Genomic DNA, 17,197 nt, shown 5'->3' on the forward strand with positions numbered 1-17,197 from the left:
GCGGGCGCGCGATCAGGCGCTGACGTCGTCCAGCGCGGACGCGATCGCCGCCGGTAGCTCGAGTTCCTCGGCCATCAGGGCACCCATCAGTTGGGCAAGATCGCGAGCTCCCACGATGGCACTGCTCACGCCCGGACGATCCCGAGCCCACGCCAGTGCTACGACGAGGGGAGAGGTCGCGAGCCCGTCGGCTGCGGTGACGGCAGCATCGACGATGCTGACCGCAGAATCGGTGAGGTAGGACAGCACGGACTCGGCGTGCAACTCGTCGGCACCGCGGGAATCTGCAGGAATGCCGTTGCGATACTTGCCCGTCAACACGCCACCCGCGAGCGGAATTGCGGCCAGCACACCGATGCCGTGGTGATGTGCGGCAGGAATCAACTCGTCCTCGATACCGCGGGCCAGCAGGGAGTACTCCGCCTGCGTGGCCACGATTCGACCGGTATCGGCTGCGCCCGCTGCCGTCGCCAACTGCCAGCCGAGGTAGCCGCGGGCACCGGTGTAGCGAACCCGTCCGCTGGTGACGGCGTAATCGAGCGTCGCCGCGACCTCGTCGACAGGTGTCATCGGGTCCCAGGCCGCCACCTGCCACAAGTCGAGATAGTCCGTTCCGAGCTCGCGCAGCGTGGCATCCAGCTGTCCGAGAAGACCACGTCGTGAGCAGTCGATGTCGTATCGGCCGTGCCGCGGGTTCAACCCCGCTGCACTGCTGATCACCAGTTCGTCCCTGGGGACCACGTCGTCGAGCAGCTCGGCGAGGACGCGCTGCGCCCGACCGTCCCCGTACGCCGGGGAAGTGTCGACCAGGGTGCCACCGGCCTCGGCGAACGCCGACAGTTGCGCTGCGGCGTCGTCGCCGTCGGTTCCGCTGCCCCATCCGAGCGTGCCGAGCCCGAGCCTGGAGACTCGGAGTCCGCTGGTGCCGACCGATCTCTGCTTCATATGTGCCGAATGTCCTTTTACGTGTGATCCTCGGTGTCGAACTGCACTGCCGCCAGTGCACAGTAGTGCGCCCGGCTGCTGTCTGTGAATGTGCCGCGCCGCGTCGTTCGGCTCGGTACGAACCCGTGGCGCCGGGTACGGTCGTCCCCGTGAATCGCGAATTCAGGGGGCGGGCCGTGGGCCACGCATCGGTAACGAAGAGTCCATCCGCTTCCATGTCGGAGATGTCGATGTCGGATCGGGGTTCCGCATGATCGACATGACGTGGCTGCAAGCGATCATTCTCGGTGCCGTGCAGGGGTTGACGGAATTTCTGCCGATTTCCTCGTCGGGCCACCTCCGAATCGTGTCCGGAGTCTTCTGGAACGAGGACGCCGGTGCCTCGTTCACCGCCGTGACGCAACTCGGCACCGAAGCCGCAGTGCTGCTGTTCTTCTGGCGCGACATCGTACGGATTGTCAAAGCCTGGTTCGTCGGGCTGACGAAGAGGGACGAACGGGGTCTCGACTACCGGATGGGGTGGTACGTGATCATCGCCACCATCCCCATCGGTGTGCTCGGCCTGCTCTTCAAGGACCAGATCCGAACCGGTGCCCGCAACCTGTATCTCATCGCGTTCATGCTCATCGCGTTCGCCATCGTCATCGCGGTAGCGGAGAAGGTCGGCCGCAAGGAACGTCCGATCGAGAAGTTGACCACCCGCGACGGCATCGTCATGGGTCTGGCGCAGTGTCTGGCATTGATTCCCGGAGTGTCTCGCTCCGGCGCGACGACGAGCGCAGGCCTGTTTCTCGGCCTCGAACGCGAAGCAGCCGTGCGATTCTCGTTTCTGCTCGCCATTCCGGCGGTGACCGCCTCCGGATTGTTCTCGCTGCCCGACGCCTTCGAGCCGGTCGGCACGGGACTGGCCGCGTCCGGCCCGCAATTGCTGGTGGCAACCGTCATCGCTTTCGGCCTCGGCTACGCCTCGATTGCCTGGCTTCTCAAGTTCGTAGCGAACCATTCGCTGTACTGGTTCGTCGGGTACCGGATCGTGCTCGGAGTTGTGGTTCTCGGCTTGTTGGCCGGCGGGGTCGTATCCGCTACGTGAAGCCCGCCTCGTTAGGCTCGGAGCAATGACAGTCATCTTGCTTCGGCACGGCCGCTCGACGTCGAACACCGCGGGCACTCTCGCGGGTCGCAGTGCCGGCATCGAACTCGACGACCGCGGGCGCGAGCAGGCGCAGGCGGTAGCGGATCGCCTCGGTGAGCTTCCGGTTGCCGAGATCGTCCGTTCGCCGTTGCTCCGGTGTGAGCAGACGGTGGAGCCGTTGGCCGCCAAGCTCGGCATGTCGCCGGTGGTCGAGGACCGTCTGGTGGAAGTGGATTACGGGCAGTGGACCGGTCGGACGATCAAGGAGTTGTTGGCCGAGCCGCTGTGGAAGGTGGTTCAGCAGCATCCGTCGGCAGCTGTGTTTCCCGACGGCGAAGGTCTGGCGACGGTGCAGCAGCGCGCGGTGCAGGCCGTGCGGGAGCACGACGCCCGGTTGGCTGCGCAGCACGGCCGGGACGTGCTGTGGGTTGCCTGCTCACACGGCGATGTCATCAAGTCGGTGCTCTCGGATGCGATGGGTGCCCACCTGGACTCGTTCCAGCGCATCGTCGCCGACCCGGCATCGATCAGTGTCGTTCGCTACACCTCCACGCGGCCGTTCGTTCTGCGGACCAACGACACCGGGTCCGATCTCAGCGCCTTCGTTCCGAAGGCCGAGGAGCCCGACGCGTCGGAATCGGACGTTTCGAGCTCTTCGGACGCGGTCGTCGGCGGTGGCGCGGGCAGCTAGGGCGGGCGATTCGGCGCCGAAGCCCCCATCGGTGGCAGGCTGGAGAGCAAGCAATACCGTCCATGGTCCATCTGTGGCCGATAATGAAGGTTCCGCGATGTGCCACGCGGAGTTGTTCGAGTCGTTAGGAGGTGCAATGCCGCGCGCAATACACGTTTTTCGCACCCCTGATCGTTTCGTTGCCGGGACCGTTGGTGAACCGGGCGACCGAACGTTCTTTCTGCAAGCAGTGCACGACGCACGGGTGGTGTCGGTCGCGTTGGAAAAGCAGCAGGTTCAGGTCCTGGCCGACCGGGTGGGGCTTCTGCTCGAAGAAGTGCATCGCAGATTCGGAGCCGATGTGCCGGCCGAGGAAGCGGACACCGTCGATACCAGCCCACTTCTGACTCCGATCGATACCGAGTTTCGCGTCGGCACGATGGGGCTCGGCTGGGATGCCGATGCCAATGCAGTCGTGGTGGAACTGTTGGCGGTCAGTGAGGTCGAGGTCGACGAGTCCGTCGTTCTCGACGACACGGACGAAGGCCCCGATGCAGTGCGGGTGTTCCTGACCCCGGTTCAGGCTCGCGAATTCGCGGTCCGATCCGAACGTGTGATCGCAGCGGGTCGCGCGCCGTGCCCGTTGTGCGGACTGCCGTTGGCACCCGAGGGACACGTCTGCATTAGAACCAACGGATATCGTCGCGGCGCGACCTTCGGACCGGTGACCGAGGTCGACGAGTCTTGACCGTCGAGCTGCCTCCGTTCGAGGGACGAAAGACCATGGAGACCGGCGAGCTCACGATCGTCGGGCGGGTGGTGTCGGCCAGCAATGCCACACTGGTGTGCGAAGCGGGCGAGGGCGATTCTTCTGTCCGATGCGTGTACAAGCCCGTTCGTGGGGAGGTGCCGCTCTGGGACTTCCCCGACGGCACGCTCGCCGGTCGCGAAGTGGCGTCCTTCGAGATATCCGAGGCACTCGGCTGGGGTGTCATACCGCCGACAGTTCTGCGCGACGGGCCGTTCGGGCCCGGAATGGTGCAGAAGTGGATCGACACACCCGAGGCTCACGCCGAAGGACGAGTCGACCTCGTCGACATCTGTCGACCCGATCTGGTTCCTGCAGGGTGGATTCCGGTGCTGCAGGCGTACGACGGCGAGGGCGAAGAGATCGCGCTGATCCACGCCGACGATCCGCGTCTGCAGCGGATGGCAGTACTCGACGTGATCCTCAACAACGCCGACCGAAAAGGCGGACACGCGCTCGAAGGTCTCGACGGATACGTATATGGAGTCGATCACGGCATCTGCTTGCATGCCGAGAACAAATTGCGCACAGTGCTGTGGGGATGGGCCGGCCAGGCAGTCGACGACGCCCTGATGAACGACGTCGTTCGGTTCGTCGAGACCTTCGACGCCGTCACCGCGCCGCGCATCGTCGACAAGATCACCCTGGCCGAAACTGTCGCAGTCCTCGATCGGGCGCAGGAGCTCATCGCACGCCCCGTCATGCCGGAGCCCCGTTCGAGCAGACCCATACCCTGGCCCGCCTTCTGATCGGGCTCGGATAGGCTCGGCTGCATGCATTCTTGGTCCAGCCCGGAGATCCCGACAATCCCAGGACAGGGTCCAGCGCTTCGATTGTTCGACACAGCCGACCGCCAGGTCCGTCCCGTCACCCCGGGTTCGACCGCCCGCATGTACGTCTGCGGCATCACCCCGTACGACGCCACCCATCTGGGACACGCAGCGACGTATCTGACGTTCGACCTGATCAACCGACTGTGGCTCGATGCCGGCGTCGATGTGCACTACGTACAGAACGTCACCGATGTCGACGACCCACTGTTCGAGCGCGCCGATCGAGACGGTGAGGACTGGCGCGACCTGGGGGCGCGCGAGATCGAGCTCTTCCGCGCCGACATGGAAGCACTGCGAGTGATCCCTCCGCGCGACTACATCGGTGCCGTCGAGTCCGTCGACGAGGTCGTCGAACTGGTGGAGAAGTTGGTCGCGTCCGGTGCCGCGTACGTCGTCGACGACGCCGAGTACCCCGACGTGTACTTCCGTGCCGATGCCACCGAGCAGTTCGGCTACGAGTCCGGTTACGACCGCCCCACGATGGACAGGTTCTTCGCCGAGCGCGGTGGCGATCCCGATCGCGTAGGAAAGCGAGATCCACTCGATGCGCTGCTGTGGCGCGCGGTGCGTCCTGGCGAGCCGTCGTGGCCGTCGCCGTGGGGCCCCGGGCGCCCCGGCTGGCACATCGAGTGCGCCGCGATTGCACTCAATCGCATCTCGACCGGCTTCGATATCCAGGGTGGCGGAAGCGATCTCATCTTTCCGCACCACGAATTCTCGGCGGCCCACGCCGAGGCCGCGACCGGTGATCCTCGCTTCGCCCGTCACTACGTGCACACCGGAATGATCGGCTTGGACGGCGAGAAGATGTCCAAGAGCCGCGGCAACCTCGTATTCGTCTCGAAGCTCCGCGCGGAGGACGTCGATCCGGCCGCTGTGCGTCTCGGTCTGTTGTCCGGTCACTACCGGCAGGACCGGCCATGGTCCGACGAGGTACTCGAACGCGCCCACACGCGGCTCGCGCTGTGGCGTCGGGCAGCCGCGCTCGGGTCCGCAGCGTCGGCAGAGGACGTCGTGAACCGCCTACGTCAGCACCTCGCCGACGACCTCGACACACCCAAGGCGCTCGACGCGCTCGACGCATGGGCGAGTTTTGCAGTCGAGCGGGGTGGATCGGATGCGAGCGCACCCGGAGCCTTCGCCGATGCGGTCGACGCTCTGCTCGGAGTGCCGCTTCGCTAGTCGTCGAGTCCTACGCGTAGGTCCGCCAGTAGATCCGGAATCAGTCGTTCTTCCATGACTGCTCGACCCGAATCACGAAGTGCGGCACTCAGTTCCGGGTCCCACGGACTGTCCGTGGGGTGTCCCTTCAGTGGTTCGGAATTGCGCGCGTCCAGTGCGCGGCGGTAGGAATCGACGTCCATCCGCCACGGTGACGCGTCGTATCGGTCCATCGCTCGTTTCACCATGTGCAGTCCGGCCCAGTCGAAGTCGGCACGCCATTCGATCGTGGTGCCGGGGGCGCGCGACGCCAGCAGCCGATGCACCGCCGCCGATGGCTGGCCGTCGGTGCAGATCACGCTCCCGCTGCCCGAGCCGAGAGTACGGGCGGCGGCGGCGAGCACAGCGATGTTCTCGCAGACGAACACCGTCGACGAGGTGTTGGTGAGCGGGCCGCGCGCGAGCATGTCCACGGTGACGGGAAAGGGTACGCCTTCATCCGCTGCGTCGTTGAGCCAACGAGCCACGGTGTGGTTCTCGACGACGCGGTAACCGAGGACCAGTACCCGACTCGACAGTGCATCGACCGACACCCCGGCCGTTTCCCACAGCGCCCTGATGCCCACCGGGTCGACGGGTCGAGGCACGTTCTCCCGCAACGACAGTGCGTCGAGGACGAGCTTCGCTGCGCCACCGCCCGCTAGGGCCTTGGTATCACCGGTGGCCAGTTCCGCCAGCTCGGTGAGAGACATCCCGTCCACCGGAAGCAGGGCCAGGACCTGCGTTGCCACCGCCAGTGCATCGACGGAGACGCGGCCGCCGAGCGTGCCGTCCTGATTGAGCAGCGAGGCGATCCAGTACTCGATCCACTCGCGATCGGTACCACCGCCGAGTACCTCCCTGGCTCGATCCAGCGCGTCGGAGCGCACCTGAGCCTTGTCCGCAGCGATGCGCTTCTTGTCCTGCAACTGGGCCTGCTCGGTGAGAGTCTCGATCAATCCGGCGCCACCGTTGAGCGGATGGCTCAGCCACACGTCGAACCGCTCGAGGTCGAGCTTGGTGCTCCGCGCCCGAGAATGCAGACTGGAGTTGGACCGAGAGATAGCACTGCACAGACGCCACAGCTCCGGGGCATCGCTGAGATCGACGGTGATGTTGCCGCCGACCCGAAGCCAGTTGGACTCCAACTTCTTTCGTGCAGCATCGAGCAGCGCAGACAATTCCGCGCTGCCCCGCCATTCGCCGCTACCGGTCAAACTCCAGCCCACCTTCGGTTCGGGTCGGCACGCGGCGCGTCAACGGTGATCCGAGTGCGGCCGCTAGGTCGGTGCCGTCGTGCTCGGCGAACAGTTCGCCGTTCTCCCACACCAGAAGCGCTGCGCTCACGGTGTTCTCGGCCGTCGAATGCGCCAGGTCGTAGTGCGCGCAACCGGGAACGTCCGCATATGTGATCCAGAGGTCGTAGCCGGTCATGAACAGGTCGAGGTCGAATTGCACGCTCAAGCCGAGCAATTCGCTGCGGCCGTTGTCGTCGACACCGGCGAACGCCTCGTCGAGCGCAAGCAGACGAGGGGAGTGCGGATCGGCGGACGACAGCATCACATGCGCTGCCGCGAACAGTGGTAAATGCAGCGACACCGATTGCTCACCGCCTGAGAGCGCACTGTGCCGGGCGACGGTCAGGCGATCCTCGCTGCCGTCCCCGCTGATGAGCGTGAACGCGAACACCCGCCAGCGGCGATAGTCCAATGTCGCAGAGAGGATTTCGGGGTACGACCGTTCCGGATGTGCCGCACGCGCAATCCTGATCTCCGACGCGAAGTGGGCGCGCATCGCGGCCAGGTCGTCCTGGTTCAACGCCGAAGCGTCGCGGTCCAGCAGTTTGGACACCGCCCGCGCCCCGTCGTCGAAGTTGTCCGCGAGCACCCAGTGCACGCCGATAGTGTTGCCCGAGGACATCCGTCGTTGCTTCATCTCGGCGGACATCTGTGCGATCAGCTCGCGTGCGTCGACGGTGCGCTCGTGGATCTGCTGCGCCAGACCGGTCAGCAGGGCATCCTCGAGAATGCGCCGCTCCTGCTCGGTCAGCAGCAGTTCCTGGTCGGCCCTGGCCGCACCGATTCGGTCGGCGAAGTCTCCGACCGACGAATAGCCCTGCTCGTCCTGCACGCGTACCACCGTCAAACCGTCCGGCGCATCCCACTGCAAACGGTAGTCCTGACCCGATGCCGCCAGTTGCGAGTCGAACTCCTGCAGCGCACTCGTCAGCGCCGTGCGGGTCGACTTTCGGCTCGAGTCACTCACTTTCACCGATGCCGTCGCCTCGTCGAGTGCCGAATGCAGCGCGTGCACGACCGGTGGTAGAACCGGAACCTCGTCGTCCGGGCCGTCGGCCTGCTGAACTCGATACAGAATCTGTTCGACAGTCAGCCACGCCGAGTCACTGGCAGGCCAGGCGTGCGTCTGGTGGACGCCGAGGATGGCCAGCAGGTCCTTACGGGCGTACGGCGCCAGCCGGACTGCATCGCTCAAGGTTTCGGTGACGGCGGCGCGCAGGCTTTCGAGCGCCGTGTTGCAGGCTCCCTCGGCTTTGCCGATCGCTTCGCCGGCTTCCTTGTCCGCTTTTCGGGCTGCTCGCTGCTCGGCGCGGCACTTCTCGATGCGATCGCGTGCGTTCTCGAGATCGATGTCGATCTGTTCGGCCGTGGCACCGAGCTTCTCGCTCAACAACTCCAGGCGTTGCAACTGTTGGCGATAGTTCTCGTCGGCTATCGCAGCTTCCTCGGCGAGCTCCTCGGCCAGACCGGTTGCTTCTTCGAGCCGGTTGGTTGCTTCGCGGGCTCTCTCGCTCTCGCGCGTATGGTCGCTGCGCTTGCGGATGACCGCCGCGCCCTGGTGCTCGAAGTGGCGAATCGCGGCGGCAAGGGCATCGACGTCACGGCCGATGTGAGGGGTGCGATGAGCGACGGCGACGGTGCGTAGTTGCTTCTCCTTCGCGGACAGGTCCGCGATTGCCTGATCGAATTCGCGGTCGGCGGCTACCGAACCATCCTTGGAGGTGCGCAGCGCTCCTGCGGCGGCCGTGACGGCGCGTTGAGCCTTCACGATGGACGAGACACGGGGAAGCTGTTTGGCGGCGGCGCCCAGAGCCTGCACCAGCTCGCGGGCTGCCAGCTCGTCGGCCGTCGCGGTCTCGAGCGCGGCCGTTGCAGTATCGATCGCGCCGCCGAGTTCGGTGATGCGTTGTTCCCGCCGGCGAGCCCGCGCCGTTGCACCGATGTACTCGGCATCCGGTTTCGTGTGGCGACCCTGCTGCACTCCCTGCCAGTACCGACCGTCGACGCCTATCGAGATGGAACTACCCGAGTGATCGGACCGATTCTGCTGCAACGCAATCGAATTCAGGACATCGAGGATTCGCGATTCCAGGACGGCGGTTCCGGGCTCGGGTTCCAGAACCGACGCCAACGTTGCCCCGGACGGCCTCGCGGCCGCCGGTAGTGCCGAAAGAAACTGCTCCGAGTCGGCGTCGACGGGGAAGTCCGCGGTCGGGTGAATCCAACCGTCGAGCAGATTGGCGGCCTGCAATGCGGATTCGATCCCCGCCGCGTCGGCGGGGGACACCACGTCGGCAAATCGAACCAGTTGCCACAGCGGTGCGCCCGAGAGATCTGCACGGCTGTCGGTCCGCGCAGCGAACGGCGGCGGGGCGTCGTCGTGTTCGGCTCGTACCAGGGACAGTTCGTCGCGCAGCGCGTTCAGTTCGGCCGAGCGCGTGGCCACGTCGACGCGTGCCTGTGCCTGCCGGGCACGAATCGCGTCGATACCGTCTGCGGTCTGCTCGGCGAGCACCGATTCCAGGCTCGGGGCGTCGTCGTCGCCGATGCCTGCCAAGGCTGCGTCGAGGGCATCGAACGCAGCGGAAGTGATACCCGCGGAGGCGTACACCGACGAAGTGTTCGACCACCAGGTTCGCATGCCCGAGGCGAACTGCGCCTTCTCCAGATCCACGGTCGCCTCGGCCTCGGTGACCGCCGCCGCCGCTGCCTCGAGCTGATCACGCGCCTTCGTCGCAGCCTTCTCCGCGCGAGCACGTTCTGTCGACGCCTTCTCGACGGTTGCCAGTGCCTCACGAACCGCGCGTACGTCACCGTCCCGCTCCTCGGCGTGCCCGCGAAGAGCGGTACTGATCTGATCACTGCGAGCCGTGCCTGGCAGCGGTGTCCACACGATGCCCGCATCCTCGGCTGCAGTCTGCAGCTCTTCCTCCGCGCGCGTCACGCCGGCAACGGAGTCACGGAGTGCGGAGTCCGCCCGAGCGGCCTCGACGGTGCGCTGTTCCAGTTCTGCTTGCGCTTTCCGTGCCCGGTCGGCCTGCTGTGCCGTCGACACTTCGAGCTTGGCAGCAGATTCGGCGAGGTCGTCCAGTTGCTGCTTGCCCTCGTACGCGCTCGAGCGCTGGAGAGTCTCGCGGTCTGCGACGGCCTGATCCAATGCGCGTTCGGCCTCGTCGAACCGGGTTTCTGCCGCCGCTCGTTCCAGCAGCCGCCGATCCTTCAGCGCGGCCGCGGCGAAGTGTGCGGTGGTTGCATGGGTCACTGCCTCGAGCCGACGTGAGACCTGCTCCACATCCGAGCGGGTTTGCACCCGAAGGTATTTGGAGTAGACCGAGACGAAGTTCTTGGCGGCGTGATCGGCCTGCGCCAGTCCTTCGAGTGCGCGTCCCACTTCTTCCATGTCGCTGAAGGAGCGCGCTGCCTCGAGCACGAGCTGCTCGTCGAGCGGACGCAGACCGTCGGTCAGCGCCTGCGAGAGACCCTTGGGGTCGAGGTTCTTGGCCAACTGCGGACGGCGAAGTGTCAGAATCAGATTGATCAACTGGTCGTACCGTTGGGCACCGAGCCCGAACATTCGGGCATCGATCGCAGCGCGATAGTCGACCGGACGATCGGTCAGTGCATCGCTGCCGAGTTGTTCGGCCAGTTGCTTCTTCGTCAGCGGCCGGTCGTCGGAGCCCAACAACGAGAAGTCGACGCCCACCCGGCCGTCGGCCACGAAGTACCAGCGGGTCACCTTGTCGTTGTGACGGCTCGCCCGCATGCCGATGCCGACCGTCACCGATTCGGGGTCCTCGCGGGAGCCGCGGCCGAATTCCATCCAGACGTACGAGTGTGCGCTCTCCTGCCCTCGGTAGAGCAGGTTGGACTTCATGGTTCGCTCTTCACCGGCGAACGGATTGAGTCGGCGCGGTTCGATGCGCCCGTCGAGGACGAAGGGAAACAGTACTTCCAGGGCTTTGGTCTTGCCGGATCCGTTGGGCCCACGCAGCACCAGGCGACCGTCGGCGAAGGAGAACTCCTGATCGCGGTAGTCCCACAGGTTGACGATCCCTGCTCGTGTCGGCCGAAAACGTGTCGAGTGTGCGGTCATCTGCTCAAGCCTCTACTTCGGATGGATCGGTGCTGGGGGCTTGCTCGTTGCCGAACAGTGAGTCCTGCGGGGTCCGATCACGCACGCTGACCATCACGTCTCGGTAGCGCGCGATCACCGGCAGCACCAGCACCCCGCCGGACACGCAGTGCACCAAGCGAAGTCGATGCAGTAGTGCCAGTGCACGAAGTCGTAGGCCGTCCCGGTCGCTCTGCCATTGCGCGGCAAACGTCCGCCCGAATCGTTCGACGAGATCGTCGACGACCGTGGTCAGCCAACTGTCCTCGATCAGCGGATACAGCTTCTTCTTTTCCGCTTCGACGAATGTCGTTGCATCGGAACCGAATCCGAACTCGGCGAGATCACCGAAGATCCCGCCGTCGGGAATGGCGCTGTCCAACTGTTCGATCAAGGCGTCAGCGTCGGGAAGGGGGTAGGTCGCCAGCGCGGGTGCATCCGGATCGATCACCCGGTCCGAGATCTCGCCCGCGATCAGCAACGCGACCTGGGCAATGGTTCCGGTGCTGGGGAATCGATAGTCCGAGAGTCGTCCGGAAGTGTCGATGAGGGCCACTCCCTCGGAACGGCGCTCGGCAATCAGGCCGGTGAGCAACTCGACGTCTGCGACCGTACGGGACGTGGCCAGCGCGGCGCGCCCGTCACGATCGAGGTCGTCCAGGTAGACGACCGGTTGTTCGACGAGTGCTCGTCGTACGGCACGCACCGTCTCTTTCGGGTCTGCTTCGCGCCCGGACTCGGTGTGGATCCCGAGTTCGGAGTCCTCGGGATCCGAGGGGGCATCGGCACCGGCCAGCAATCCACGGATCGATCGCAGATGCTGGACGGCGCGAGGCGGCCGGAAGAGAGCGACGACGACAGGCCGGTCGATGTCGTAGAGGGCCTCGCCTGCGGACGGATTGTTGGCCCAACCGGTGGCGTCACCGTCGGCCAATGCGATCGCACCGCGGGTCGCAAGCCAGCCGATCGCGTCGACGAAGGCGTCTCGGTCGCTTGCTCGGTCGGTCGTGAGCTCTACTCCGTCGACTTGACTTGCTTCTGCCGCAACATGATCGGCAAGCTCCGAAAGCGTGATCTGGTTGCCCGCCCGGCCGAGTGCCGCCAGTGCCAGCGCCAGATACGCGTATCGACGCCGGTCGAAAATTCGGTCGGTGGCTGTTCGGGCGGGTTGGCTGTCGTCGAGTCGATCGATCACCGGGTACAGGCGCGCCGTGGACTCGGTGACCTCGAGACGATATCCGAACAGTTCGAGCAGGTCCTCGCGCAACTCGGTGGCCCACCGGCGCAGTAGAGGCAGTGCGATCCTATCGGGATACGTGCTGGTCACCAGGTGATTCGACAGCGCGACCCGGGCGGCCCGCTGGTAGGAATCCAGTGCAAGGGTGGAGATTTCGCGAGCTCTCATCGGCGTGCGACCTCACTGACATCGAGGGACAACCGGTCCAGATGCAGTCGGCCACGGCTGGTCCGCACGATCGTCGAACGGTCACTGTCGCTGAGCGTCAAGCGCACGCCGCTGTCCGATCCCGACGAGTCGGAAGTGCGTCCGCTCACGCGTACCCGCGCCGTGAGAGCTGCGTTCAGCAGGCTCAGCAGCACCTCGGTTTCCTGCTCGTTCAGAACCCGGTCGTGGATTCCGGCCGAAGCAAGCGATTGCGCTGCGGCACTGCGTGATCGCTGCGACTCGAGTTGCTGCTCCCGAAGCCGTCTGATGCCGCCGTCGTTGCGCTGCACCCGTCCCGGAACGCCGGGGGTCGGGGTGCGTCCGGTCTCGGCCAGCGTGCGCGAGATCTCGACCGGTGGAGCCTCCCACCACGATCGGGACGTGGAGATGATGTCGGCATCGGGATGCACCATCGACAGGTGCCGAGGCCTGCCGAGACCGAACACGGCGTGGAACAGGGCGTGCGCGCTGTCTTCGGTAGGCGTGGCAGCGAACCACCCGGCCAGGTGCCGCAGCTGGCTCTCGCGGCTCACACCGCCCCTACGGGTCTCGGTGACGCGGCGGAGCAGCGACAGCACGGCGGCGATCGCGCTCATCGTGCCTTCGCGGAGTCGCTCGGACTCACTCAGTTCGGACTCCGCCGCGACGAACCAGTGCGAGAGGCCGGCCCAGCGATCGGTCCAGTCGGCTCGCCGTTCGTCGACGGTGAGAAATACTCGTTCGTCGCTGATCGCGGCCCGCTCGACGAGCTCCTCGATGCCGGTGTTCTCGACGAGCGCGATCGCCTCGGCGAGCTTCGGGGCGTAGCGGGTCAGATCGGAGCTGAACTCGCGCATGTGCGTCAGCAGCGCGTCCTTGTGGACCAGAAACGACTCGGGAGTGATCTCGGTGGTGCGCACCAGATCACCCAGGACCAGGTAGAAATGTGCGGCGCGGGTCGCCATCTCGGACAGCGTCGAATCGAGTCGACTGAGTTTGCGATAGATGCGATCGCCGTCGGCCTGACGGTTCGCCTCGGCCAATTCGTGCATATCGGCCAGCAGCTCCGGCAACACCAACCGCGACAGCGAGGCGTCGTCCAGGCGGGCACCGAGAACGTCCTCGACCGCGCGATACGCCTTGTAGCCGGCCTGACCGAACTGGTAAACGAAGTGACGGTTGCGGTATTCGGCGAGGGTCGCCGCGCGGGTGCCGTCGTAGCTGCGTTCGAGCAGGCCCCAGGCGTGGAGCTGATCGAGGAGGGGCGCGATGTCGAGTGTGGTCAGTGCGGCGTGCCGACCGGGGCTGCGGGCGATGAGGTCGGCGACGTCTCCGGAGTGCAGCAGGACGACGTAATTGGCGCGTGCGGTGTCGAATGCGCGGAGAACCGCCAGGTACTCGGATCGCTTCTCGGCAACGGCGAAGGAGAAGAGACCGAGACGGTCCTCCTCCACGAACGCGTTCACGGCACCCAGCCGTGCGTCCTCACCTGAATCGCTCACTGGAACAGGGTAGGGGGTGGGAGTGGAGCCTGCGGAACGACCCAGGGGTCAGGGCCTCGGTCGTTCAACCGTGACGGTTAGAGCTCGACGGTCACTTTCCCGTCCACCACTGCGGCGGGGTAGGTGCGCACGGCGTCGATACCGCTGGCGCAGGAGCCGTCGTCGAGCGAGAACGTGTACTGGTGGAGTGGGCAGACGACTACAGACCCGTCGATCTGACCGTCTGCGAGTGGCCCGCCCCTGTGTGGGCACATGGCGTCCATCGCCCGCACCGAGCCGTCGCTCAGCAGGAACACTGCAACCTGCTTGCCGTCCACCACGTAGGCCCGACCCTCACCGGGCGTCAGGTCCTCGACCGCCCCCACCGGCACGCTCATCGGACCGGTACCTGTGGCAGCGGAAGCAGGGGCAGCGACGGGGTGAACTGCGCGGGTGATTTGGGTGTCGCGCGGTCCTGCCACGGGTCGACGTAGCCGTTCACCGATGCCTGCATTCGTTCGTCGAGTCCGGCCAGGATGCCGTCACGGTCATCGATCAGCACGCTCTGTAGTTCTTCGAGGCCGAGGCGCGGAACCCACGCGTACGTTCGCTCGAGCCATTGGGCGTTCTCGCGGTAGTGCTGAATGAACCTGCCTGCCACGGTCAGAACCTCCTCGGCCCCCGTCACGGTGGCCAGTAGATCGCCCTTGCGGATGTGTGCACCTGCCGCGCCTCCGACGTAGATCTCCCACTTGTCCTCGCCCACCGAGACGACGCCGAAGTCCTTGCACAGTGCCTCCGAGCAGTTGCGAGGGCAGCCGGCGACCGCAAGCTTCAACTTCGCCGGAGTCTCCAAGCCTTGGAACCGCTCTTCGAGGGCGATGCCGAGAGCAGTCGAGTCGCCCAGACCGAACCGGCAGAAGTCGCTACCCACACAGGTTTTCACCGTGCGCATGCTCTTGCCGTACGCGAAACCCGAGGGCATGTCCAGATCGCCCCACACCTTCGGCAGGTCTTCCTTCTTGATCCCGAGCAGGTCGATGCGTTGTCCACCGGTCACCTTCACCAGCGGAACGTGGTACTTGTCTGCAACGTCGGCGATCTTGCGCAGCTGATCCGGGGTGGTGACGCCACCCTTCATCTGCGGGACTACCGAGAACGTGCCGTCCCGTTGGATGTTGGCGTGGACACGATCATTGATGAACAGTGCGCCGCGCTCGTCCACCCAATCCGGACCCCACACGGTGCGCAGCAATGACGCCAACGGCATCTTGGCGGCGGCATCCTCGAGGCCGTCGGTCGCTAGCGCTGTGAACACCTGCGACACTGCCCGCAGATCCTGCGCTCGGACGGCATCGATCAGTTCCGGCTTCGTCATCGGGATACACGGCACGTACCAGTCTGCGGTGGGGTCTGCTTCGACGGTGCCACCCGCTGCGCACGCGATGATGTCGTTGACCAACCCCTTGCACGAGCCGCACCCTTTGCCCGCGCGGGTCTTCGCAGTCACGTCGCCGAGGTTCTTCGCACCCGCGTGCACGCAGGCCACGATGGCACCCTTCGTGACGCCGTTGCAGTTGCACACCTGGACGTCGTCGGCCAATTCGGCGGCTCCTGTTGCCGCAGAGGGCGTTCCCATGTCGAAGAGCATGCTGATGCGCTCGTCCGGCAAGGGCACCTTCTCGTCGAATGCCTGAGTCAGGAAGTTGGCCTTGGAGATGTCTCCGAGCAGAGTGGCACCCACGAGCTTGTTGTTTCGCACGATGACCGATTTGTACGTGCCACTGCGCGGCTCGTAGAACTGGACGAATTCGTCGTCGTCGCGCTCGGGGGCGGTGATTCCCATCGACGCGACGTCGACGCCGGCCACTTTGAGCTTGGTCGTCAGCCGCGATCCGTGGTAGGCCGCAGCCGGATTCGCGCCGGTGAGCACATCGGCCAACACGACGGCCTGCTCCCACAGCGGCGCGACGAGACCGTAGACCTCACCGCGATGCTGGCAGCATTCACCGACGGCATAGATGGATCCCTCGTCCTCGCAACGCAATTGGTCGTCGACGACGATTCCTCGTTCGATCACCAAGCCGCCCGCACGGGCGAAATCGACACTGGGCCGGATTCCGGCGGTAACGACCACCATGTCCGCAGCCAGCGAGGTGCCGTCGTTGAACCCCACTCCGGTGACGACACCGTCCTCGGAACGCAACACCGAGGTGGTTCTCTTCGAGGTGTGCACTCCGACACCGAGCGACTCGATCTTGTTGCGCAGCACTCGTCCACCGCGTTCGTCGAGCTGTTGGTTCATCAAGTGTCCGGGGGAGTGCACCACGTTCACGACGAGCCCCTGGGTGCGCAGCCCGTATGCGGCTTCGAGTCCGAGCAGTCCGCCGCCGATGACGACCGCGCAGACGTCATCGCGTGACTGGGCCATCTGCAGCATGCCGTTCGTGTCCGCGATGGTCCGGAAACCGAACACGCCACGGGCCAATCTGCCGTCGGATTCTCGGAGACCGTCCATGTTCGGGAAGAACGTGTTGCTTCCCGTGGCGATGATCAGCACGTCGTAGTCGACGGACCGACCGCTCTCGCACACAACGGTCTTGGAGAATCGATCCAACGACACGGCACGATCGCCTACGTAAAGCGTCACGCCGTTGTCGCTGTACCAACTCATGGGATTGAGAATCAGATCCTCGTCGTCGACGGTTGCCTCACCGGACAGCACGTGCGAGAGCATGATTCGGTTGTAGTTGCCGTACGGCTCGTCGCCGATCATCGTGATCTCGAACAACGAGCTGCCGCCACGCTGGAGAATCTGCTCGACCGTTCTGGCACCGGCCATTCCGTTGCCGACCACCAGCAGCCGCTGCTTGCCCGCAGTCATCAGACGAGCACCAGACCGAAATCGACGACGACCTCTCCGGTGGTTCCGGCCGGGGCAGCGACGACCAACTCGAGAACCGTGTCCGGATCGACGTCCTCGACCACGCGGAGGGGGATGTTGACCCCGCTCTTGGCTCCCATCGGGAAGATGCGCATCGGGCTGCCGTCACGCAGCAGAGTCACGACCACGAGTTCGTCGCTGGAGTTTCCACCGCGGAAGTACAGCGGTTGGGCAGTCACACCCTCGGGCACGACGAAACTCAGGCTGGGATCGATCAACTCGGGCTTGTCCAGGCCGTTGCCGGAGAAGGAGAAGACGCCTTGCAGAAATCGTGGGGTGCTGGCCATACCCACGAGGTTCCGGTGTCGCGGTGACGCCACCGCTGCGGTGACGTTACGTCGGCATCAGAAAG

The 17,197-nt window shown here is 65.4% G+C and carries 13 protein-coding genes; 5 read left to right on the plus strand and 8 right to left on the minus strand.

What is annotated here, in order from left to right:
- Nucleotides 1-12: 12 nt before the first annotated feature.
- The gene (locus ASG84_RS20045) at nucleotides 13-945 is read right to left on the minus strand and encodes an aldo/keto reductase (protein ID WP_057478726.1); all 933 of its coding nucleotides are present in this window, start codon (nucleotides 943-945) and stop codon (nucleotides 13-15) included.
- Nucleotides 946-1,204: 259 nt separating this feature from the next.
- Here ASG84_RS20045 and ASG84_RS20050 point away from each other — a divergent pair, with 259 nt between their 5' ends.
- The 5 genes from ASG84_RS20050 to mshC all read left to right on the plus strand — a co-directional run bounded on the left by ASG84_RS20050 (nucleotide 1,205) and on the right by mshC (nucleotide 5,570).
- Nucleotides 1,205-2,035: an undecaprenyl-diphosphate phosphatase gene (locus tag ASG84_RS20050; protein ID WP_057478812.1), complete on the plus strand. Its 831-nt coding sequence runs from the start codon at nucleotides 1,205-1,207 to the stop codon at nucleotides 2,033-2,035.
- A 25-nt stretch (nucleotides 2,036-2,060) separates the two neighbouring features.
- Entirely contained in the window at nucleotides 2,061-2,768 is a 708-nt protein-coding gene (locus ASG84_RS20055; protein ID WP_057478727.1) for a histidine phosphatase family protein, read from the plus strand.
- A 136-nt stretch (nucleotides 2,769-2,904) separates the two neighbouring features.
- Nucleotides 2,905-3,495, plus strand: coding sequence for a DUF3090 domain-containing protein (locus ASG84_RS20060; protein ID WP_057478728.1), 591 nt, complete (start codon nucleotides 2,905-2,907; stop codon nucleotides 3,493-3,495).
- A gap of 35 nt (nucleotides 3,496-3,530) precedes the next feature.
- Nucleotides 3,531-4,304 (plus strand): SCO1664 family protein, encoded by a 774-nt coding sequence (locus tag ASG84_RS20065; RefSeq protein ID WP_200936639.1) that lies wholly within the window; start codon nucleotides 3,531-3,533, stop codon nucleotides 4,302-4,304.
- A 24-nt stretch (nucleotides 4,305-4,328) separates the two neighbouring features.
- Nucleotides 4,329-5,570, plus strand: coding sequence for a cysteine--1-D-myo-inosityl 2-amino-2-deoxy-alpha-D-glucopyranoside ligase (mshC, locus tag ASG84_RS20070; RefSeq protein ID WP_057478730.1), 1,242 nt, complete (start codon nucleotides 4,329-4,331; stop codon nucleotides 5,568-5,570).
- Here mshC and ASG84_RS20075 read toward each other — a convergent pair.
- The 7 genes from ASG84_RS20075 to ASG84_RS20105 all read right to left on the minus strand — a co-directional run bounded on the left by ASG84_RS20075 (nucleotide 5,567) and on the right by ASG84_RS20105 (nucleotide 17,132).
- Nucleotides 5,567-6,805, minus strand: coding sequence for a DUF2399 domain-containing protein (locus ASG84_RS20075; RefSeq protein ID WP_235581751.1), 1,239 nt, complete (start codon nucleotides 6,803-6,805; stop codon nucleotides 5,567-5,569). The genes mshC and ASG84_RS20075 overlap by 4 nt on opposite strands.
- Nucleotides 6,795-10,979 (minus strand): TIGR02680 family protein, encoded by a 4,185-nt coding sequence (locus ASG84_RS20080; protein WP_057478732.1) that lies wholly within the window; start codon nucleotides 10,977-10,979, stop codon nucleotides 6,795-6,797. Before ASG84_RS20080 ends, ASG84_RS20075 begins: the two co-directional genes overlap by 11 nt.
- A gap of 4 nt (nucleotides 10,980-10,983) precedes the next feature.
- Nucleotides 10,984-12,402, minus strand: coding sequence for a TIGR02678 family protein (locus ASG84_RS20085; RefSeq protein ID WP_057478733.1), 1,419 nt, complete (start codon nucleotides 12,400-12,402; stop codon nucleotides 10,984-10,986).
- A complete protein-coding gene (locus tag ASG84_RS20090) occupies nucleotides 12,399-13,874 on the minus strand; it encodes a TIGR02677 family protein (RefSeq protein ID WP_442971002.1) in 1,476 nt (491 codons plus the stop codon). The genes ASG84_RS20085 and ASG84_RS20090 overlap by 4 nt, the downstream gene beginning before the upstream one ends.
- A 125-nt stretch (nucleotides 13,875-13,999) precedes the next feature.
- Nucleotides 14,000-14,299 carry a Rieske (2Fe-2S) protein gene (locus ASG84_RS20095; protein ID WP_057478734.1) on the minus strand — a complete coding sequence of 100 codons (300 nt, stop codon included), beginning with the start codon at nucleotides 14,297-14,299 and terminating at the stop codon, nucleotides 14,000-14,002.
- The gene (nirB, locus tag ASG84_RS20100) at nucleotides 14,296-16,785 is read right to left on the minus strand and encodes a nitrite reductase large subunit NirB (RefSeq protein WP_057478735.1); all 2,490 of its coding nucleotides are present in this window, start codon (nucleotides 16,783-16,785) and stop codon (nucleotides 14,296-14,298) included. The genes ASG84_RS20095 and nirB overlap by 4 nt, the downstream gene beginning before the upstream one ends.
- The gene (locus ASG84_RS20105) at nucleotides 16,785-17,132 is read right to left on the minus strand and encodes a hypothetical protein (RefSeq protein WP_032377878.1); all 348 of its coding nucleotides are present in this window, start codon (nucleotides 17,130-17,132) and stop codon (nucleotides 16,785-16,787) included. Before ASG84_RS20105 ends, nirB begins: the two co-directional genes overlap by 1 nt.
- Nucleotides 17,133-17,197 lie beyond the last annotated feature (65 nt).

It is taken from the genome of Rhodococcus sp. Leaf278 (genome assembly GCF_001426085.1).
Classification (GTDB): Bacteria; Actinomycetota; Actinomycetes; order Mycobacteriales; family Mycobacteriaceae; genus Rhodococcoides.